Below are 20,144 nucleotides of genomic sequence, written 5' to 3'. Positions count from 1 at the left end.
GCGCCAGTTTAAAAGTCAGCGAGTAATCGCGCTGTGTCCGTTTCACACCTTGTCCCATCGGGTTCTCCATTTATTGGGGGGAAAGGTGTAAACCATATTCAGGACGGGACACAGCCATAAAAAAAGCCGCCTCTTGCGAGGCGGCTTCTTCATTCAACTTGGTAACCGGAGTTATCAGGCAATCAGCTTGTAGATGATACCGGACATGGCGATCAGGCCGATGATGGTCACGAAGCCGTTGCTGATGTTGCCAGCGTATTTGCGCATGGCCGGAACCTTGGTGATGGCGTACATCGGCATCAGGAACAGCAGCATTGCGATGATCGGGCCGCCCAGGTCTTCAATCATGCCGAGGATGCTCGGGTTGATGGTAGCGATGGCCCAGGTGGTCAGGATCATGAACACGGCAGTAACTTTGTTCAGTTGCTTGGTGTCAACGTTCTTGCCCTTCTCGCGCAGCGCCTTGGCCATCAGGCCGTTCATGCCCTCTTGCGCACCCAGGTAGTGACCCAGGAAGGATTTGCTGATGGCAACCATGGCGATCAGCGGAGCCACAGTACCGATAACCGGGTTATCGAAGTGGTTGGCCAGGTAGGACAGGATGGAGATGTTCTGTTCTTTGGCTGCAGCCAGGTCAGCCGGGGAGAGGCTCAGTACGCAGCTGAATACGAAGAACATAACGGTCATCACCATCATGACGTGGGCGCCCAGCAGGATGTTGCTGCACTTCTTCTCGGCACCTTCACCGTAACGACCTTTGTTGTCCACCGCGAAGGAGGAGATGATCGGGGAGTGGTTGAAGGAGAACACCATTACCGGGATAGCCAACCACAGGGTCTTGATGAAGTCACCGTTGAAGGCGTCGGACAGGGCCGGAGCTTCAGTGATGATGGCACCGTTCCAGTGCGGGATCAGGTAGAACGCCAGACCCATCAGGGTGAGCACGAACGGGAATACCAGCACGCTCATCGCCTTGACGATAACCTGGCCGCCCAGGCGAACAACCGCCATCAGACCGAGGATCAGGGCCAGTGACAGAACGGCACGGGGAGGTGCAGACATGCCCAGCTGGTGAACAATCACGCTCTCGACGGTGTTGGTGATGGCGACTGAATACATCAGCACGATCGGGTAGATGGCAAAGAAGTAGAGCAGGGTGATGAATTTGCCTGCGGTCTTGCCGAAGTGCTCTTCTACTACTTCAGTGATGTCGCCATCACGGGTAGAGCCGGACAGCACGAAGCGGGTCAGACCACGGTGAGCAAAGAAAGTCAGCGGCAGCGCCAGGATCAACATGGCAACCAGCGGCCACAGGCCACCTACACCGGCGTTGATTGGCAGGAAGAGCACACCGGCACCGATCGCGGTACCGTACAGACCCAGCATCCAGACCACATCGGCCTTGTTGACGCCGCGGGAGGTGTTGCTGGCTAAACGACCATCAGCTGCAATATTCATGTCAGACATACGTTGTTCCTGTCATCTAGGAAAATGGGATTCTTGTTTGGTCGGGCCTTGGCCCGGTTCCATCTCCCTGGAACGCCTGCTGTCCGTCCTTGATATTAACCTCTCGCCCCCCGGCAACCTGGCCATCACTCCTTGTGACAACAGGATTGCAACAAACAACAGTGCGAGATTTTGACCCTGAGGGTCGGCGCCCGTCTCACTTAACAACCGATTAACGTGCGCCACTCTTGATGGGCTGACTTTAATTAAATGCCCTTATTAATCACAGCGTTTTTTTGAATTAATCAACCAAAGTTTGATTTTGGTCGCCTTTCGGACGACCAAGATCACACTCAAAGCGCCTTATTGTGAGTTTTTTTTAACAATTCAACTTAGTTTCACTGGAATCAATGGCCTGCGAGAAGCTACATATTTGCAACAAGCCACACGTTTAGCGCGGATTGTGTGCAGCTCGGCCTTGGCGTACCCTTGTGACTCACGCCTTTTTGTTGATTGATGATGACCATTACCCGTACCGATCTCGCCGAACTGGCGGTGTTTGCCGCCGTCGCCCGTCACCGCAGTTTCAGCAAGGCCGCCCTCGAACTCGGGGTCTCCGCCTCCGCCCTCAGCCACAGCCTGAAGGGGCTGGAAGCCCGTCTGGGGGTGCGGCTGCTCAACCGCAGCACCCGCGCCGTGGTGCCGACAGAAGCGGGCCAGCGGCTACTCAAGCAGCTGCTCCCCACCCTCAATACTCTTGAAGAGGCGCTTTGCGAGCTGGCCCGCAACAGCGATGAACCGGTGGGACGACTCAAGCTCTGCGCCCCCCGCGGCGCCATCGACAGCCTGCTGGCACCTGTGCTGATCGACTATCTGGCCCGCTATCCGCGGATGCAGGTGGAGGTGGTGGAGCAGGAGCTGATGCCCCGGCTGATTGAAGATGGCTACGATGCCGCGCTCTTTTATGGCGATCTGCTGCCCAAGGAGATGATCGGCATCCCCCTCGGCCCGCCCCAGCGTTATCTGGTGGTGGGCTCCCCGGCCTATCTGGCGGAGCACGGTACGCCGGAGCACCCGAGCGAGCTGAGCCGCCACGCCTGTATCGGCTATCGCCTCACCCCGCACCACCACTATCGCTGGGCCTTTGCCGCCGATGGCACCATGCTGGAGATCGAAGTGACCGGGCCGCTCACCACCAGCACCCCGGCCCTCTATCTGGGCGCCGCCGAGGCGGGGCTGGGGCTCGCCTACTGTCTGGAAGAGGAGGTGAGCCAAAAGGTCGCGGAGGGGAAACTGCTCACCGTGCTGGAGCCCTGGTGCCCCACCTTTGCCGGCTTCTACCTCTTCTATCCCAGTCGGCATCAACTGGGCAGCGGCCTGCGCATCCTGATCGACATGCTCAAGGCGCACTACCAACACCCCGAATTAATGAGCAATACTCAGCAATTCATCAAGTGAAACCCTGATTATCACCAAATAAGTATTAATCTAGACTAGCTGTTCGATAATCGAACTCCCCGAGAGAACAGATATGTCTGCCTATTTAACACTGCGGCAACGGGCCATGACCCGTCGCTTCTGGGCTTACGCCCTCCCCTCCATTCTTGCCATGCTGGTCTCGGGGGCCTACTACCTCATCGACGGCATCTTCGTCGGCCACTATGTCGGCGCCGCTGGCCTCGCCGGGATCAACCTGGTCTATCCGGTCATCATGGTGCTGATCGGTCTGGCCGCCATGATCAGCATGGGGGCCGCCACTGCCATCTCCTTCCAGCAAGGGGCGAAAAACGACACGCAGGCCCGTCAGGCGCTGGTCAACGCCCTCTGGCTGCTGGCCGGACTCGGGGGCGTTGCGCCGGTGCTGCTCTATTACACCCACACCGATATCCTGCTGGGGCTGGGGATTGAACAGGGCACCGAGACCTGGAAACAGGCGAGCGACTACCTCACCTGGATTGGCGGCGGTACCCTGCTGCTGGCCAGCAATCTGGCGGTGCCCTATCTGCTGCGCAACGATGGCCGCCCGAAACTGGCCATGGTGCTGGTGAGCAGCGGCGCCGTGCTCAATATCATCCTCAACTACATCATGGTGGGTCGGCTGGGGCTGGGGTTGATCGGTACAGCGCAGGCCACCCTGATGGCAGAGGGTGCGGTGAGCCTGATCGGCCTTGGCTACTTCTTCACCCCCTGGGCGCGACTGCGCCTCAGCTGGCGGGATCTGGTGCCCAACCTCCCCGCCATGCCGCACCTGCTCTTTACCGGCCTGCCGAGCCTGATTGCCCAGTTCAACCTCGGGCTGCTGCTGATGCTGCACAACAGCCAGCTGATGGTGTATGGCAATGTGAAGGATCTGGCGGGTTTTACCGTGGCCGGTTACACCGAAGCGGTCTTTATCGTCATCCTGCAGGGGCTCGCCTTTGGCATTCAGCCGCTTATCAGCAAGGCGGCGGGGGCCAAGCGCCATCGCAACCTCAAGTACCTGATGGAGATGGGGCTCAAGTTCACCTTTATCTATGGCATGCTGGTGTGGCTCACCATCCAGCTACTGCCGGGACAGGTCGCCATGCTCTATACCGGCGACAAGGATCCCGAACTGCTGGCTGCTGCCATCAGCAGCCTGACCCTCAACCTCGGCGCCATTCCGCTGGAGGGGATCATCATGTTCGGCATAGTGCTGCTGCAATCCATGGCGCGTACCCGTCAGGCGCTGGTCATCTCCATCGCCAAAACCGTGTTGCTGCTGCCGCTCATCTTCCTGCTGCCGCAACTGTGGGGTCGTGATGGGGTGCTGATGGCCCAGCCCGCGACCGTGCTGCTGCTCACCCTGCCGCTCTGCTGGCTGCTGTGGCGCGAGTGGCTGCGCCTGAAGATGGCCTGCTCGCCAAAAAACAAGCGTCGCCCGCAACCGGCCCGCGCACGAGCCGCCGTCCAGCTGGCCCGTTAAGGCAACTCATCCCGCGTAGCAATAAAAAACCGGCATCCCCTGATGCCGGTTTTTGCTATATGGACGGGTCTGCCTGCTCTTACACAGGGATTCAGGCCAGAACTGCTGCCCACACTATGCCAATACTTCTGGCCTGAGCTGGGCCATCAGCCCCGGGTTGTCGGAGTAATCCACCGGAATGGCCACCACAGCTGGCCCCTCCACCGCCAGCGCGGCACGCAGGGTGGCGCGCAACTCGTCGGCCGAGCGCACCGCAAACCCGGCCGCCCCGAACGATTCGGCATAGCGTTTGAAGTCGATGGGACCAAAAGAGACGCCGGAGGTGCGGCAATACTTCTGCTGCTCCTGCATCGCGACCATGTTGTAGCCGTTATCGACCCAGATGATGTGAACGATATTGCTCTTGAGCCGCACCGCCGTCTCCAGCTCCATGCTCGACTGCATAAAGCTGCCATCCCCCGATACCGAGATCACCTTCTCACCCGGCCGCACCAGCGCCGCACCGATGGCCCACGGCAGTGCCACCCCCATGGTCTGCTGACCGTTGGAGATCAACACCTGACGAGCACGGAAGCTGTAGAGGTAGCGGGCAATCCAGATATGGAAGCTGCCCATGTCGACGCAGAGGGTCATGTCGTCGCGCACCAGATCCTGCAGCTCGCGCACGATACGCAAGGGGTGAACCGGATTGCCGTGCAGATCGTCGGCCCGCATCGCCAGGCGCAGCCGCTGCTGGCGAACCCCTTGCAGCAGCCGATCCACCTCGGGGGGACGGATTTTCGGATTGCCCATGATGCGGGTCAGCTGCAACAGGTTGGCGCGGATCGACCCCACCAGCTCGGCGGTCGGGCAGTAGCTGCTGTCGATATCGGCAGGCAGCACGTCGATATGGAGGATGCGCCGCTCCCGGTCGCCATTCCACAGCACGGGGTCGTACTCGATGGGGCTGTAGCCGATGCAGATCACCAGATCGGCCCCTGCCAGCAGCTGATCCCCCGGCTGGTTGTTGAAGAGCCCGACCCGTCCTGCAAAGTCATCGAAGTGGCAGCTGTCCACCACCCCGGCGGCCTGATAGGTACCGGTCACCGGCAGCCGCGCCTTGTCGAGGAAGGCGCGTACCGCTTCGGCATTTTCCGGCCGGCTCGCCATCAGGCCGAGCAGCACCACCGGATTCTGGGCGTTGCGCAGCAGGGTCAATGCCTGCTCCATATTCTGCTCATCGGCGCAGCCCGGCTCCGGCACCTCGCGGGGTACCAGCACATTGCCCTGCACCGGCTTGTTGATGATATCCATCGGCAGGCTGACAAAGGCCGCCCCCGGCCGCCCCAGCTCGGCAGCGCGAAAGGCGTTGGCCATCACTTCCGAAATTGCCGCCCCGCTGTTGACCTGAGCGCTGAACTTGGTGACCGGACGGCAGAGGTTGACCGTATCCATGCTCTGATGAGTGAGCTTGAGGCCGTCGGCACGGCGCACCGCACCGCCCAGCGCCACCATGGGGTCCCCTTCCGAGGTGGCGGTCGCCAGCCCGGTAATAAGGTTGGAGCAACCGGGGCCCGAAGTGACCAGCGCCACCCCCGCCTTGCCGGTCAGGCGCCCCACGGCGGCCGCCATAAAGGCTGCGTTTGCCTCGTGGCGCACCACTATGGTCTCGATGGGGGAGTCCTCCAACGCATCGAACACCCGGTCAATCTTGGCCCCCGGGATCCCGAACACCTGCTTGACCCCTTGCGCCTCCAGATGACGAACCACCAGCTCGGCACCGCACTTCCACTGTCTGTTTTCCATGATATTGCTCCTTGTCTATCAGCCTTCGGCGGCCTGAATGGCGCGATCGAGATCGGCAGGGTTGAGATCTGCCTGCCGGAAAGCGGGATCCGATGGCAGGGCCAGATTGAGGTGACGCACCACAGAAAGCCGCAGGGTGCCGTGGGCCATGGTGTAGTCGAGCAGATGGCCGCCCCCCTTGCGATCGGCGGTGATCATGTGCTCGTGAAAACCCGCCACATTGACCCCCTGCACGAACGGCGGGCAGCGAAAGCCCACCAGAGTCCCCGCCACTGCGGCAAAGCGGAACAGCGGCTGCTGTTCAATGGCTTCCAGCATGGGGCGATAGGGGGGCTCCTGCCGCGGCACGGTACGGACCTTGGCCGTTTCAAACTGGCCGTCGAGGCGCAGGGCGACAAAGACGTTATCGGATCCCACCAACCGATCCACCCACTGGTGGATCTCGTCACGGCTGAGGGGATGGTCGAAGCGACGCTCCAGACAGGGGCGAAAATGGGTCATCACCGCGAAGGGGGTCTTCTGATCGGCGCGGGCGGGCCGGGCCGAGCCATCGGAGCGCAACTGGTGGATCTGGCGCTCGAAGGCGATCAGTTCGCCATCGAGGTGATTGAAGGTGCCGAGGCCAAAGTCGCCGTGGCGCAGCAGCTCGCTCATGGTGGTCTCCCCTTCGTAGACCCCCGCCAGCAGGGCGCTCATCAGGGAACTCTGGTAGATCTCGCCACCGTCATGCTGCCTGCGCCAGCGGGAAAACTGCTTGCTCACTTCGAGGGCACAGCTGCACCCGGCACTGTCAGATGTTGCAATATGTTCCATTCGGGTTTCACCTCCACCGTGAATCCTGTTAGCGTTCGGATCCAATGGTGACTTGGTTCACATTTCAACACCAATACGCTGATCCCATGACTTTGAGACTCAATCGATATGGAACTTCGTACGCTCCGCTACTTCATGGCCGTTGTTGAAAAGCAGAATTTCACCCGCGCAGCCGAATCACTCAACATAGCCCAGCCGCCGCTGAGCCAGCAGATACGCAAGCTGGAGGAGACCCTGGGCACCCCGCTGCTGCGCCGTTTGACCCGCAGTGTCGAACTGACCGAGGCGGGCGAGAGCCTCTATCGGGATGCGGCGCAGATCCTGGCGCTGGCCGATGCGGCAAAACTGAAGGTAAAGCGGATTGCCCGGGGCGAGCAGGGGGCACTGCGGATCGGCTTTGCCGGTTCCACCGTGCTCCACCCCGCTGTGCTGACCCTGCTGCACGACTATCGGGAGCGCTACCCCGAGGTAGCCCTCAGCCCGCAGGAGGGCACCATGCCGGCACTGGTGGAGGCGCTGCGCAACGATCGGCTGGATGCCGCCATCTTGCGGCTGCCCTGCCGGGGTAGCGAGGGCTTTGCCCATCACCTTATCGAGCAGGAGCCGTTGCTGATCGCCCTGCCGACCAGCCACCCCAAAGCCAAGCCGGGCCCCTTGTCACTGGCCAGCCTGAAGGACGAGAGTTTTATTCTGTTTCCCCACGCCATCGGGCCCGGGCTCTATGACGGAATAGTGGGTCTCTGTCGGGAGGCGGGGTTCGAGCCGATACTGGGGCCTGAATGTCCGCAAGTGATCTCCACCGTCGGCATGGTGCAGGCGGGCTTTGGCGTGACTCTGGTGCCCAGCTCGGTGGCGGCGCTGCGCCCGCTCGGGGTCAGTTATCACCCCATTGAGGGCAACGGCATGATGACCAGTATCAGTCTGGCGACACGGCCGCATCCAGGTAGTGCCGTGCTGCGGCACTTTATCGCCCAGATCCGTGCCGCCCAGATACAACAAGGCCTCCCGAAGGAGGCCCTGTTGAACAAGCTTGAACCGGTTTGATGACCAGCTTGCCTGATGCGACGGCTTATTTGACGGTACTGCTTATTTGACAGTCACCCGGGCAAACTTGCGCTTGCCGACCTGATAGACGGCGGTACCAGCACCGATGAGTGCCTTGCCATCTTCCAGCTTCTCGCCATCCACCTTGACCGCGCCCTGCTTGATCATCCGCAGCGCTTCGGAGGTGGTGGCCACCAGATCGGCCTCTTTCAGCAGGTTGGCAATGGCCAGACCTTCACCTTCCAGTGCCAGCTCGATTTCCGGCATCTCGTCCGGAATGGCGTTCTTGGAGAAACGCTGGGTGAAATCTTCGTGGGCCGCTTCGGCCGCCGCTTCGTCGTGATAACGGGCGATGATCTCTTTGGCCAGCCAGATCTTCACATCGCGCGGGTTGAGGGTACCGGCAGCGATGCCTGCCTTGAACTCTTCGATTTCAGCCAGCGGACGGAAGGAGAGCAGCTCGTAGTAGTTCCACATCAGATCGTCGGTGATGGACATGATCTTGCCGAACATCTCGCCCGGAGCGTCGTGGACGCCGATGTAGTTGCCTGCGGACTTGGACATCTTCTTGACGCCATCCAGACCCACCAGCAGCGGCATCATCAGCACACACTGGGTCGCCATGCCGGCATCTTTTTGCAGCTCGCGGCCCATCAGCAGGTTGAACTTCTGGTCGGTACCACCCAGCTCGACGTCCGCCTTCAGCGCGACCGAGTCATAGCCTTGCAGCAGCGGATAGAGGAATTCGTGAATCGCGATGGATTGACCGCCGGTGTAGCGCTTTTTGAAGTCGTCGCGCTCCATCATGCGGGCCACGGTCTGCTTGGCCGCCAGCTTGATCATGCCGGTCGCACCCAGCTCGCTCAGCCAGGTCGAGTTGTACTCGATGCGGGTCTTGGCGGGGTCGAGGATCTTGAACGCCTGCTCGGCATAGGTGAGGGCGTTGTGCTTGATGGCCTCTTCGGAGAGCGGCGGACGGGTGGCGTTCTTGCCGGAGGGATCTCCCACCATGGCAGTGAAGTCACCGATCAGCAGGATCACTTCATGGCCCAGATCCTGGAAGGTCTTCAGCTTGTTGAGGATCACTGTATGACCCAGGTGAATGTCGGGGGCGGTCGGGTCCATGCCCAACTTGATGCGCAGCGGGCGCCCTTCCTTCAACTTGGCGACAAGTTCTTCTTCAACCAGAATTTCTTCCGCTCCGCGCTTGATCTCGGCTAGCGCCACCTCGAGCTGGGACATTTTTTGACTCTCCATCACGATTCCACAGGGCCAAACATATTACTGGAATGGCGGGCCAATTGGAAAGGCTGTAAAATCCGTCCATTCTGCCCGACTTCATCTGCTTCTCATGGTTATTTGGCACGCCTTCAACGCACTCCCCCACTGGCACCGCAAGATGGTGCTGATCTTGAGCATCATGATCATGATGCTGGCTGCCTGGCCAAGTGAACAGGCAGTGGCAACACGGGTCGATGAAAACGGCAACGAGATTGCCCTGCGGGAACCGGCCAACGACAACGTACTGAACGACGAGCTGCCGGCCGAGGCCGCCCAGCCCGTTACCCCGCCCAAGCCGCGCTATATCACCAAGCAGGTGAAGGTACGCCGTGGCGACAACATGGGAGTCATCTTCCAGCGCATTGGCCTGAGCACCACGGATCTGCACCTGATCGATCAGCTCGAGGGCAGCGATCCCCTGCGGATGCTGCAACCGGGACAGGAGCTCACCTTCAAGCTCACCGAGAACGGCGAGCTGCACAGCCTCTATTACCCCCACAGTCTGGAGCAGGCGCTCAAGGTGAGCCGCAAGGAGGAGACCTTTGTCGCCCGCAACGTCAAGATCGCCCTCGACACCCGCGAACAGGTGAGCAAGGGCGAGATCCGCTCCAGCTTCTGGGGCGCCGCGGTGGATGCGGGGATGACCGAAGATCAGATCATGGACTTGGCCGCCATCTTCGGCTGGGACATCGACTTTGCCCAGGACTTGCAGCCGGGGGACAGCTTCCGGGTGGTCTATGAAGACAAGTTCCGCGACGACGAGCGGGTCGCCTCCGGCGATATTCTGGCGGCGGAGTTCGTCAACCAGGGCACCGCCTACCGCGCCGTGCTCAATGAAGATGGCAACTACTACACCCCGGAAGGGAAGGCGATGCGCAAGAGCTTCCTGCGTGCACCGGTCAACTTCAAATACATCAGCTCCAACTTCAACCCGCGCCGCCTCCATCCTGTGACCGGCAAGATCCGCCCCCACAACGGCATCGACTATGTGGCGCCGGTGGGTACCCCCATCATGGCGGCGGGCTCAGGCAGCGTGGTGGCCGCCGGTTACAACCAGTTCAACGGCAACTACGTCTTTATCAAGCATGCCGGCAACTATGTGACCAAGTACCTGCACCTCTCCAAACGCACCGTCAACAAGGGACAGCGGGTGAAGCAGGGGCAGACCATCGGCACTCTGGGTGGCACCGGCCGCGTCACCGGCCCGCACCTGCACTACGAATTCGTGGTGGGCGGCATTCACAAGAACCCGCGCAACCTCACCCTGCCGCAGGCAGAGACCCTGAGCGGACGCGAGCTGGCCAACTTCAAAAAGCTGGCGATGCCGCAACTGGCCAAGCTCGACAACCCCGAGCTGCAGCTGGCCCAGAACAAGCGGGATGGTCGCGGCAACTAAGCCATCAGGGCTGGCAGGGTGAAGGCCCTGCCAGCCCATTTTATTGAGCTCGCGCTAGGTAACCAGATTGAAATGAGTCCGACTTCAGGCATAAGATGAGATGGAACACCGGGAGCGGCATGTGGCACAGGCGTAAGGGCTTATCTATCCTGTCTCTCTCACTCTTTTTCCGGTCCGCATTGAGGATGCCCCATGGTTGAGCGTTATATCGGTCTGATGTCAAAGACCACGCCATGTGGCATGGGATGAAAGCCGTTCCCCTCTTAACCCTCTCTGCACACCGCATTTTCAAGCAGCAATGTAAGGAGACACATGGCTGAACGCTATATCGGTCTGATGTCGGGAACCAGCATGGACGGCATTGATGCCGTGCTGGTGATGATCGCCGGGGATGAACTGCGGGTCGAAGCGGCGCTTTGTCACCCCTGGCCGCAAGAGACCGCCCGCACGCTGCATGCCCTCTGCACCCCGGGCGACAACGAAATCGACCGCATGGGGGTGGCCGATAATCTGGTGGCGCGAGAGTTTGCCGCCGCCACCCACGCGCTGCTGACCAAGGCGAAGCTTGAGCCCAAAGATATTCGCGCCATCGGCAGCCACGGCCAGACCATCCGCCATCGCCCCCAGCTTGGCTTTACCCTGCAGATCGGCAACGCCGCCCTGCTGGCCGCCCAGACCGGCATCGACGTTATCGCCGATTTTCGCACCATGGACATGGCCCTCGGTGGTCAGGGGGCGCCGCTGGTACCCGCCTTCCATCAGGCGCTGTTTGCCAAACCCGGCGCCCTGCGGGTGGTACTGAACCTCGGCGGCATCGCCAATATCTCGGTGCTGCCAGGCAATCCGGGCGGTGTCTATGGTTTTGATACCGGCCCGGCCAATACCCTGCTCGATGGCTGGTATCGCCGCCATCAGCCCCACGGCGGCAGCTATGACGCCGGTGGCAAATGGGCCGCCAGTGGCAAGCCCATCCCGGCCCTGCTGGAGAAACTACTGGCTCACCCCTATTTCGCCGCCCCCGCCCCCAAGAGCACCGGACGGGAGATGTTTACCCTCGATTGGCTCGATGGGGAGCTGGCAGGCACTTCATACGCCCCCGTGGATGTGCAGCGCACCCTGCAGGCGCTCACCTGCCACAGCATCGCCCGCCAACTGCCCGCCCGGCCCGAATCAGTCGGTGCCAGCCAGCCGAAAGCCGAGCTGTTTGTCTGCGGCGGCGGTGCCCATAACGCCCCCTTGCTGAAGGAGCTGGCCAGCCTGCTGCCTGCATGGCGCATCGCCAGCACCGCCGAGCTGGGCCTTGCCCCCGACTGGGTGGAAGGCGCAGCCTTTGCCTGGCTGGCCATGTGCTTTGTTCACCGCAAGCCGGGCAACCTGCCCGCCGTCACCGGTGCCAGCCGTCCGGCTGTGCTGGGGGCACTTTATCCCGCCTGAGTGATGACAAGGGGGCAGCGGATCAGTGTGCCCCCTTGAACAGACGCACAACCTGTTGCCGGATCGGTGCAAACAGCGGGGGCTTTGGCGGCTCCAGATTGATATGGCGCCGCCCGGCACGGGTTTCACAGCGAAGCAGATTCTGGATGTAGTGGTGGTGGGAGCGATGGATCAGCTGTGAAGCCTGATACGCCCACTGTCTGGGAACGCCCCACAGAGTGCTGGCAATCGCCCCGACGATGCAGAAGAAAGCAGGCTCCTGAATTCCCATCCGGCTGGCGTTCTCCAGCGCCTCCTTGAGCGAGTTGGAGTGAGCAATACAGGTCATGATATTGACCATGAAGGCGTCGTAATCATCCTCCCCACCCTTGCCAACACGCGCCGTCAGGGTCGCCGCGGGTTGATAACCAAACTGATGGCCGATATTTTCCAACACCGTATTCCGCTGGCGGATCACCTTGCCATAAAACATCAGCATCACCATGCAGTCGATCGCCTTGCACAGCGCCTCGTAGTGGGGATGGCTCTTCTTGGGACGCGGCGCCGTGGCGAGGGCCAGCTCTTCAGAGATGGCCAGCAGGCCCACAGGTACGGCGGTGCTGACAAACGAGAGATCAATCGACAGCTCCAGCCCCTCCTCCCCTTCCATGCGGGCCACAATCACATGTTCGCCAAACAGCCGACGCTGGCGCTCGATAAAGGCGCCAAAGACCAGATCACGAAACTGCTTTTGCGGATAAGGGGTATCGAGCAGGCTCTCGATGGTCATGATGGCGGCGGATACCCGGCCGCGCAGTCGGTAATCGGCAGGAATGGGAAAGCTCTTTCCCAGGCGAGGAGGTAACCGCTGCCCAGATGTTTGACAATACATATCGCCCAGAACGAAACCCAGCATAAATCCTCCACAGTCAGGTAATGATGATCGCGACGCGATCTCGCTTGCCAATCCTGGGCAATGGCCTGCCGGTGCATCGATGCTCTCCGTCAGGGCTCCTTGACCACCTTATTAATCATACGATTAATAACGATTGAAAAAAGCGACCTGACTCGCAATCACGCCACTAATTAACAGTTTCACCAAGAAACCATAAAAAGCGGTCGATAAATCCATTTTTTTACGCATTTCCTTTTAAAAACAGTACATTAAACTTTATACATGCGAAATCACCTGAGCTGTTTCCGAGCCCTGAAAACCATCCCAATCATCACAACCAGCCACAGATAAGAGGGAGATCAGACAAAGCCGCAAAAAGTGGAAAAACCTATGACGCGGGGCAACCCCACCCATCTAGGGATACAACCGGCGGGAAGAGACGCGGATTGCCACCACCTCCCCTCCCTCATCCAGCGCCACATCTCATCTATCGCCATCTCTTATCGAGCGCCCCCGCTCCTGCACACCGTCACGCCAACACCAACACCAACACCAACACCAACACCAACACCATGCTCCGCACTCCTGTGCAGCCGGGGCAGATCCGCCGTGCAAATTCATGGCATAGAATTTTATGGCGTTAATAACAGATCCCGGCTGCCAGCAAGGTGTCATCGAGTATGCCGGAATCAGCATTAACAGAGAGGAATGCAAAAGCCGTGAATTATATTCCAGAGGTATCTTTAATAAGGTGGATATGCATATCCACGGGAATTTTCATAGCCCCTTAAAAGAGCTGAAAACAGATATCCATGCACCATAATATGTATTATTTGCACATCGGCGCATAATATTAACCCTTTATTCACACTCCAATATCCCGAAGAGGGGGAGAGCAAACCCAGTCAGGGCAAGGCTGTCTGCCGGTTCGGCACCATTTGAGAACAAATTGGCTACGATTTCGGGTGAATTGAATAGCAATATGATTAAATTTGCGCCCATTGAGCCATCTCATAGAAATGCAATCCGCGGTTTGCAACCCCTGATAGCCACTCATAGAATCGCAGCGTCTGAAATATCTACCCTGTCCTCTCTTCCCTTATTCCTCTCAGTAATTGAGTGGATCGCAAATAATAACCGGGGATGCCGCCGCTGGCGCAGTGCCGTGGCGCACAACAAGATGGGGTAAACCTGTACCTGAATGAACAACAAATATTAAAAAGAGGCATATCTATGAGTGGCACCATCATCAAGTCGGCAAGAAATACCCCCCATGCACCCCAGGATCTGGGCCCCTGCACCCAAACGGTGGCGTTTTCTCATTACAACAATATCTCGGCCCAGTTGCCGGTCGATCCCGCCACCGGCAAGATGGTGAGCGGCGATGTCACCGCGCAGGCAAGACAGTGCCTGAGCAACCTCAAGGCAATCATCGAGAGCATCGGCCATGTGATGGACGATATGGTCAAAGCGACCATCTTCCTGAAAGAGATGGCGGATCTGGAGGCGGTCAACGCCGTCTATCGCGAATTCTTCCCGGGCTATCTGCCGACCCGCACCACCCTCGCCGTCGCCGCCCTGCCGCTGGGCGCACTGGTGCAGATCGATGCCATCATCTCCAACGGCGAAGGCACCTTCCCGCAAGATCCTTGCCCGCTGGTGAAGCTCGCCCGCAACAGTGACAAGGCGCCGCACAATCCGCTCTCCACCCATACCGTGGCCTTCTCCCACTACAACAATATCGGCGCCCAGCTGCCGGTCGAGGCCACCTCGGGCCAACTGGTCGCCGGTGGCATCAAGGAGCAGGCGGGCCAGTGCCTGCGCAATATCAAGGCGGTGCTGGAGAGCATCGACGTGCCGTTTGACGATATCGTCAAGGTCACCGTCTATCTGACCGATCTGGCCGATCTGGAGGCCGTCAACGAGGTCTACACCACCTTCTTCCCCGACTCCGCCATCGCCCGCGCCGTCGCCTATCTGCCCGCCCGCTCGGTAGTCAGTGCCGCCGCTCTGCCCATGGGTGCACGGGTGCAGATGGATGCGGTCATCTCCCACGGTGACGGCACCCCGCCGCAACGGGTGGAAGATCGTCACAATCTGGTGATCCGTGCCCGCAATACCGACAAGGCACCGCGCAGCCCGCTCCATTGCCAGACCGTCGCCTTCTCCCACTACAACCATCTCTCTGCGCAGTTACCGATTGACCCCGCCACCGGCAAGATCCTGGCTGGCTGCATCAAGGAGCAGACCGCCCAGTGCCTGAGCAATATCAAAGCGATTGTGGAGAGCATCGGCCATGTGATGGACGATATCGTCAAGGTCAATATCCAGCTCGGTAATATCGCCGATCTGGATGCGGTCAACGCCGTCTACACCAAATATTTCCCGGGTTATCTGCCTGCCCGCAGCGTATTCGGGGTAAGCGAACTGCCCGCTGGCGCCCTGGTGCAAATTGATGCGGTGATGTCCAATGCGGAAAGCACCCCGCCGCAGGCGTAAGGGTTGCGATAAATAAAAAGAGACCGGCTGATAGCCGGTCTCTTTTTATGTAACATGTAGGGCATTATTTTTATGGCATCGTCTTAAAGAACGCGAACGTCCGATTACGCTTCGCTAATCGAACCTACAAGCTCATGCATATAATTGATGTCACTACAGATACTTGGGGATGGTTAGTGATGAGTAAAATTTCAGAAAGAGTAAGACATGTAAAAATCAGAGATGGATATTGTTTGATTTGTGGAGAGTTTGGCACACTCTCGATAGATCATGTTCCTCCGCAGGGTTCAATTACTGTAACTAAGGTTGAACAACGTCATATTATGGAAATGATGGGAGCAGGTGCAAAATCAATAAAAGGCGTACCATCAACCAATGGAAGCAAATTCAGAACGATCTGCAGCAACTGTAACAGTAATATCTTAGGAGGCAATGATGGCGAGGTTGCAGATACAAATAAAAAGCTGACAAGTAAAATTCGTAATTATTTTCAGAATCCAATCTCCCCATATAATACCGTATCTATTGACATAAACCCTATCAAATATGCCAGAGCGATGATAGGTCATATTCTATCTGCAACATCAGTTACCGAGTGTAAAGAGCCACCACAAAAATCACCGTACTTTGACCCACTAAAGAAATTTGTACTAGGGGATGACCATGCTATTACAAAAACCCATGATATATATTATTGGTTTTATCCTTACGATCGTCACTTGAGCGCAAAGTGTGTGAGCTTTTTCAATCAAGGGCATTCGACAGTACTAAGTTTATTGTCATTTTTTCCAATCGCATTTCTCGTAACCCCAAAAGATGAAGGCATATACCCAACGCATGCCGCGCGATTTGATTTCAATTCTAGTAAATTAGTTCTAGATTTATCCAGTTACAACATTCATTTTTCTGACTTTCCTTTTTCAGAACTAAAAGGAAATCAGATGTGTTTACTAAACGATTGTCAGACAATAATAAGTTATCCAATTAAGAACCAAGATATATAGTATATTTCCCGTAACTGTTTTTATTACAATAAAAAAGCGCCTCCCAAGGGAGGCGCTTTTCAGTTCTATACAAAGCAATCAGCTATTACAGGGACTCTGCGGTCGCAACCACGTTTTCCACGGTAAAGCCGAATTCCTTGAACAGCAGCTCGGCCGGTGCGGACTCACCAAAGGTGGTCATACCGATGATCTTGCCGCCGAAACCGACGTACTTGTACCAGTAGTCAGCGATGCCGGCTTCGATGGCCACACGCTTGGTGACGGAGGACGGCAGGACGGACTCTTTGTACTCGGCAGACTGGGCGTCGAACACGTCGGTAGACGGCAGAGAGACCACGCGCACGGCACGGCCCTTGGCAGTCAGCTGCTCATAGGCGGCAACAGCCAGTTCCACTTCGGAACCGGTGGCGATCAGGATCAGCTCCGGAGTACCGGCGCAATCCTTCAGCACGTAGCCACCCTTGGCGGTGTCGGCCAGCTGCTGGGCAGTACGGTCCATCTGGGCCAGGTTCTGACGAGAGAAGATCAGAGAGGTCGGGCCGTCGGTACGCTCGATGGCGTGTTTCCAGGCGATGGCAGATTCAACCTGGTCACACGGACGCCAGGTGCTCATGTTCGGAGTCAGGCGCAGGGAGGCGATCTGCTCAACCGGCTGGTGAGTCGGGCCATCTTCACCCAGACCGATGGAGTCGTGGGTGTAAACGAAGATGGCGCGCTGCTTCATCAGGGCGGCCATGCGCAAGGCGTTGCGAGCGTACTCCATGAACATCAGGAAGGTAGCGCCGTAGGGGATGAAACCACCGTGCAGGGCGATACCGTTCATGATGGCAGACATGCCGAACTCGCGGACACCGTAGTGGATGTAGTTGCCGGAGGCATCGTCGTTGGTCAGAGACTTGGAGCCGGACCACATGGTCAGGTTGGAAGGCGCCAGGTCAGCAGAGCCGCCCATGAACTCCGGCAGCAGCTTGCCGAAGGCTTCCAGAGAGTTCTGGGACGCTTTACGGGTAGCAATCTTGGCCGGGTTGGCTTGCAGGGTTTCGATGATCTTGGCGGATTCGGCAGCCCAGTTGGCCGGCAGTTCGCCAGCGGTACGGCGCTTGAATTCGGCAGCCAGCGTCGGGTGAGCGGCTTCATAGGCAGCGAACTTGGCAGCCCAGTCGGCTTCCAGTGCAGCGCCCTTCTCCTGAGCGTTCCACTCGGCAGCGATATCGGCCGGGATAACGAACGGAGCGTGGTCCCACTTCAGGAATGCGCGAGCCGCGGCGATCTCGTCGTTGCCCAGCGGTGAGCCGTGGCAGTCGTGAGAACCGGATTTGTTCGGGGAGCCGTAACCGATGATGGTGCGGCAGCAAATCAGAGTCGGCTTGCCGGTCTCGGCCTTGGCGGCTTCGATGGCGGCATTGATGGCTTCCGGGTTGTGGCCGTCAACAGCCGGGATAACGTGCCAGCCGTAGGCTTCGAAGCGCTTGACGGTGTCGTCGGTGAACCAGCCTTCTACGTGACCGTCGATGGAGATGCCGTTGTCATCCCAGAACGCGATCAGTTTGCCCAGTTGCAGGGTACCTGCCAGGGAACACGCTTCGTGGGAGATACCTTCCATCAGGCAGCCGTCGCCCATAAAGGCGTAGGTGTAGTGGTCAACGATGTCGTGGCCCGGCTGGTTGAACTGCTCAGCCATGGCTTTCTCGGCGATCGCCATACCAACGGCGTTGGTGATGCCCTGACCCAGCGGGCCAGTGGTGGTTTCAACGCCCGGTGCATAGCCGTACTCCGGGTGACCCGGGGTGCGAGAGTGCAGTTGGCGGAAGTTTTTCAGATCGTCGATGGAGAGGTCATAACCGGAGAGGTGCAGCAGGGAGTACAGCAGCATGGAGCCGTGGCCGTTGGAGAGAATGAAACGGTCGCGGTCGGCCCACTTGGGGTTGTTCGGGTTATGTCTGAGGTGGCTACGCCACAGCACTTCGGCGATATCCGCCATTCCCATGGGGGCGCCCGGGTGACCGGAGTTGGCTTTTTGAACGGCATCCATACTCAATGCACGAATGGCATTGGCAAGCTCTTTACGAGAAGGCATCTGAATCTCCTGCGATTGCTTCATTTGATGGCCAAGATTAAGGCGCGTTATTGTCCCAGCAGGGCGCGCGGCGTGCAAATATTATCTGGATGAATAAAGTGGCTTTGGGAGGACAATCGCTTTTCTTGCCCTCTATTGACCAAAGCAACCAGAGAAAAACGTTTGATTTCCATCCCTTTCGGGATAGGAGAGCACCGCTTGTGACCCATTGGACACTGCGCGACAAAATAGTGCTGGCAATCGGGGGGGGCGCTAATTAAAATAGACGTCCAGATGTAGATACCTCTACACCATCCTATTCATCCGGTTATTGCCGTGGCGATAACCCAGACAAGCTGAGACTCTTATCATGGCAAAGCTGTTTACTTCCGAGTCGGTCTCCGAAGGCCATCCCGACAAGATTGCGGACCAGATCTCCGATGCGGTACTGGACGCCATCCTCAAGCAAGATACCAAGGCACGCGTTGCCTGCGAGACCCTGGTCAAGACCGGTATGGTCATGGTGGCCGGTGAAGTAACCACCTCTGCCTGGGTTGATATCGAAGAGATCGTGCGTGATACCGTACGTGAAATCGGCTACACCCACTCCGACATGGGCTTCGATGCTGACTCCTGCGCCGTGCTGAACGCCATCGGCAAGCAGTCCCCGGATATCAACCAGGGTGTTGACCGCAGCGATCCGCTGGAGCAGGGCGCTGGCGACCAGGGCCTGATGTTCGGCTATGCCACCAACGAAACCGACGTGCTGATGCCGGCCCCCATCACCTACTCTCACCTGCTGGTGAAGCGTCAGGCTGAAGTGCGCAAGAACGGCACCCTGCCGTGGCTGCGTCCGGATGCCAAGAGCCAGCTGACCTTCGCCTACGACGACGCAGGCAAGATCATCGGTGTGGATGCCGTGGTGCTGTCTACCCAGCACGCCGAATCCATCAGCCACAAGGATCTGGTTGAAGCGGTACGCGAAGAGATCATCAAGCCGGTGCTGCCGGCCGAGTGGGTCAACAAGGACACCAAATACTTCATCAACCCGACCGGCCGTTTCGTTATCGGCGGCCCGATGGGTGACTGCGGTCTTACCGGTCGCAAGATCATCGTCGACACCTACGGCGGCATGGCCCGTCACGGTGGTGGCGCCTTCTCCGGCAAGGATCCGTCCAAGGTTGACCGCTCCGCTGCCTACGCCGCCCGCTACGTTGCCAAGAACATCGTTGCCGCCGGTCTGGCCGATCGCTGTGAAATCCAGATCTCCTACGCCATCGGCGTGGCCGAGCCGACCTCCATCAGCGTTGAAACCTTCGGTACTGCCAAGGTCGCCGAGGAGCTGCTGGTCAAGCTGGTTCGCGAGCACTTCGAACTGCGCCCGTATGGTCTGATCGAAATGCTGGATCTGAAGCGCCCGATCTACCAGGCTACCGCTGCCTACGGTCACTTCGGTCGCGACGAGTTCCCTTGGGAGCAGACCGACAAGGCCGAACTGCTGCGTTCCGCCGCTGGCCTGTAAGGCTCGCTGTTGTGATAAAAGGGGAGCCTGGCTCCCCTTTTGCTTA

Annotated in this window: 14 protein-coding genes; 8 read left to right on the top strand and 6 right to left on the bottom strand. The window is 58.7% G+C overall.

What is annotated here, in order from left to right:
• Positions 1-174 precede the first annotated feature (174 nt).
• Positions 175-1,467 carry an HAAAP family serine/threonine permease gene (locus tag ACB040_RS12235; RefSeq protein ID WP_005338498.1) on the bottom strand — a complete coding sequence of 431 codons (1,293 nt, stop codon included), beginning with the start codon at positions 1,465-1,467 and terminating at the stop codon, positions 175-177.
• A 498-nt stretch (positions 1,468-1,965) separates the two neighbouring features.
• On the opposite strand from ACB040_RS12235, the gene ACB040_RS12230 reads away from it, so the two are divergent.
• Positions 1,966-2,904 carry a LysR family transcriptional regulator gene (locus tag ACB040_RS12230; protein ID WP_267512141.1) on the top strand — a complete coding sequence of 313 codons (939 nt, stop codon included), beginning with the start codon at positions 1,966-1,968 and terminating at the stop codon, positions 2,902-2,904.
• A gap of 73 nt (positions 2,905-2,977) precedes the next feature.
• Positions 2,978-4,390: an MATE family efflux transporter gene (locus ACB040_RS12225; protein WP_371154941.1), complete on the top strand. Its 1,413-nt coding sequence runs from the start codon at positions 2,978-2,980 to the stop codon at positions 4,388-4,390.
• 114 nt (positions 4,391-4,504) lie between these two features.
• Here ACB040_RS12225 and alsS read toward each other — a convergent pair whose 3' ends face one another.
• The gene (alsS, locus tag ACB040_RS12220; RefSeq protein ID WP_005338504.1) at positions 4,505-6,175 is read right to left on the bottom strand and encodes an acetolactate synthase AlsS; all 1,671 of its coding nucleotides are present in this window, start codon (positions 6,173-6,175) and stop codon (positions 4,505-4,507) included.
• A gap of 18 nt (positions 6,176-6,193) precedes the next feature.
• On the bottom strand, positions 6,194-6,988 hold the full coding sequence (gene budA, locus ACB040_RS12215; RefSeq protein WP_371154939.1) for an acetolactate decarboxylase: 795 nt from the start codon (positions 6,986-6,988) through the stop codon (positions 6,194-6,196).
• A 108-nt stretch (positions 6,989-7,096) separates the two neighbouring features.
• Here budA and ACB040_RS12210 point away from each other — a divergent pair, with 108 nt between their 5' ends.
• On the top strand, positions 7,097-8,032 hold the full coding sequence (locus tag ACB040_RS12210; protein ID WP_371154937.1) for a LysR family transcriptional regulator: 936 nt from the start codon (positions 7,097-7,099) through the stop codon (positions 8,030-8,032).
• A gap of 42 nt (positions 8,033-8,074) precedes the next feature.
• Here ACB040_RS12210 and tyrS read toward each other — a convergent pair whose 3' ends face one another.
• Positions 8,075-9,274, bottom strand: coding sequence for a tyrosine--tRNA ligase (gene tyrS / locus ACB040_RS12205; RefSeq protein ID WP_005347884.1), 1,200 nt, complete (start codon positions 9,272-9,274; stop codon positions 8,075-8,077).
• 109 nt (positions 9,275-9,383) lie between these two features.
• Here tyrS and ACB040_RS12200 point away from each other — a divergent pair, with 109 nt between their 5' ends.
• Together ACB040_RS12200 and ACB040_RS12195 are read left to right on the top strand one after the other, a co-directional pair.
• Positions 9,384-10,709, top strand: coding sequence for a peptidoglycan DD-metalloendopeptidase family protein (locus tag ACB040_RS12200; RefSeq protein WP_371154935.1), 1,326 nt, complete (start codon positions 9,384-9,386; stop codon positions 10,707-10,709).
• 312 nt (positions 10,710-11,021) lie between these two features.
• Positions 11,022-12,143 (top strand): anhydro-N-acetylmuramic acid kinase, encoded by a 1,122-nt coding sequence (locus ACB040_RS12195; protein ID WP_204477593.1) that lies wholly within the window; start codon positions 11,022-11,024, stop codon positions 12,141-12,143.
• A 22-nt stretch (positions 12,144-12,165) separates the two neighbouring features.
• Here ACB040_RS12195 and ACB040_RS12190 read toward each other — a convergent pair whose 3' ends face one another.
• Positions 12,166-13,038, bottom strand: a complete 873-nt coding sequence (locus ACB040_RS12190) for a hypothetical protein (protein ID WP_005338512.1) — start codon at positions 13,036-13,038, stop codon at positions 12,166-12,168.
• Between the two features lie 1,212 nt (positions 13,039-14,250).
• On the opposite strand from ACB040_RS12190, the gene ACB040_RS12185 reads away from it, so the two are divergent.
• Together ACB040_RS12185 and ACB040_RS12180 are read left to right on the top strand one after the other, a co-directional pair.
• Entirely contained in the window at positions 14,251-15,516 is a 1,266-nt protein-coding gene (locus tag ACB040_RS12185; protein ID WP_371154932.1) for a RidA family protein, read from the top strand.
• A 179-nt stretch (positions 15,517-15,695) separates the two neighbouring features.
• Positions 15,696-16,520, top strand: a complete 825-nt coding sequence (locus ACB040_RS12180; RefSeq protein ID WP_335838611.1) for a hypothetical protein — start codon at positions 15,696-15,698, stop codon at positions 16,518-16,520.
• 85 nt (positions 16,521-16,605) lie between these two features.
• On the opposite strand, the gene tkt is transcribed toward ACB040_RS12180, so the two are convergent.
• The gene (tkt, locus tag ACB040_RS12175) at positions 16,606-18,597 is read right to left on the bottom strand and encodes a transketolase (protein ID WP_139464133.1); all 1,992 of its coding nucleotides are present in this window, start codon (positions 18,595-18,597) and stop codon (positions 16,606-16,608) included.
• 349 nt (positions 18,598-18,946) lie between these two features.
• Here tkt and metK point away from each other — a divergent pair, with 349 nt between their 5' ends.
• The gene (gene metK, locus ACB040_RS12170; protein WP_005338519.1) at positions 18,947-20,098 is read left to right on the top strand and encodes a methionine adenosyltransferase; all 1,152 of its coding nucleotides are present in this window, start codon (positions 18,947-18,949) and stop codon (positions 20,096-20,098) included.
• Positions 20,099-20,144 lie beyond the last annotated feature (46 nt).

The sequence above is a fragment of the Aeromonas sp. S11(2024) genome, from assembly GCF_041402345.1.
Classification (GTDB): Bacteria; Pseudomonadota; Gammaproteobacteria; order Enterobacterales; family Aeromonadaceae; genus Aeromonas; species Aeromonas veronii.
This window is presented reverse-complemented; position numbering and strand designations above follow the sequence as displayed.

Bases quoted from the DNA above. Each gene is read 5' to 3' on its own strand.
- tyrS (WP_005347884.1), bottom strand. From the start codon at position 9,274: ATGTCCCAGCTCGAGGTGGCGCTAGCCGAGATCAAGCGCGGAGCGGAA.
- ACB040_RS12185 (WP_371154932.1), top strand. From the start codon at position 14,251: ATGAGTGGCACCATCATCAAGTCGGCAAGAAATACCCCCCATGCACCC.
- ACB040_RS12225 (WP_371154941.1), top strand. From the start codon at position 2,978: ATGTCTGCCTATTTAACACTGCGGCAACGGGCCATGACCCGTCGCTTC.
- budA (WP_371154939.1), bottom strand. From the start codon at position 6,988: ATGGAACATATTGCAACATCTGACAGTGCCGGGTGCAGCTGTGCCCTC.
- ACB040_RS12195 (WP_204477593.1), top strand. From the start codon at position 11,022: ATGGCTGAACGCTATATCGGTCTGATGTCGGGAACCAGCATGGACGGC.
- ACB040_RS12190 (WP_005338512.1), bottom strand. From the start codon at position 13,038: ATGCTGGGTTTCGTTCTGGGCGATATGTATTGTCAAACATCTGGGCAG.
- tkt (WP_139464133.1), bottom strand. From the start codon at position 18,597: ATGCCTTCTCGTAAAGAGCTTGCCAATGCCATTCGTGCATTGAGTATG.
- alsS (WP_005338504.1), bottom strand. From the start codon at position 6,175: ATGGAAAACAGACAGTGGAAGTGCGGTGCCGAGCTGGTGGTTCGTCAT.
- ACB040_RS12180 (WP_335838611.1), top strand. From the start codon at position 15,696: ATGAGTAAAATTTCAGAAAGAGTAAGACATGTAAAAATCAGAGATGGA.
- ACB040_RS12235 (WP_005338498.1), bottom strand. From the start codon at position 1,467: ATGTCTGACATGAATATTGCAGCTGATGGTCGTTTAGCCAGCAACACC.
- ACB040_RS12230 (WP_267512141.1), top strand. From the start codon at position 1,966: ATGACCATTACCCGTACCGATCTCGCCGAACTGGCGGTGTTTGCCGCC.
- ACB040_RS12210 (WP_371154937.1), top strand. From the start codon at position 7,097: ATGGAACTTCGTACGCTCCGCTACTTCATGGCCGTTGTTGAAAAGCAG.
- metK (WP_005338519.1), top strand. From the start codon at position 18,947: ATGGCAAAGCTGTTTACTTCCGAGTCGGTCTCCGAAGGCCATCCCGAC.
- ACB040_RS12200 (WP_371154935.1), top strand. From the start codon at position 9,384: ATGGTTATTTGGCACGCCTTCAACGCACTCCCCCACTGGCACCGCAAG.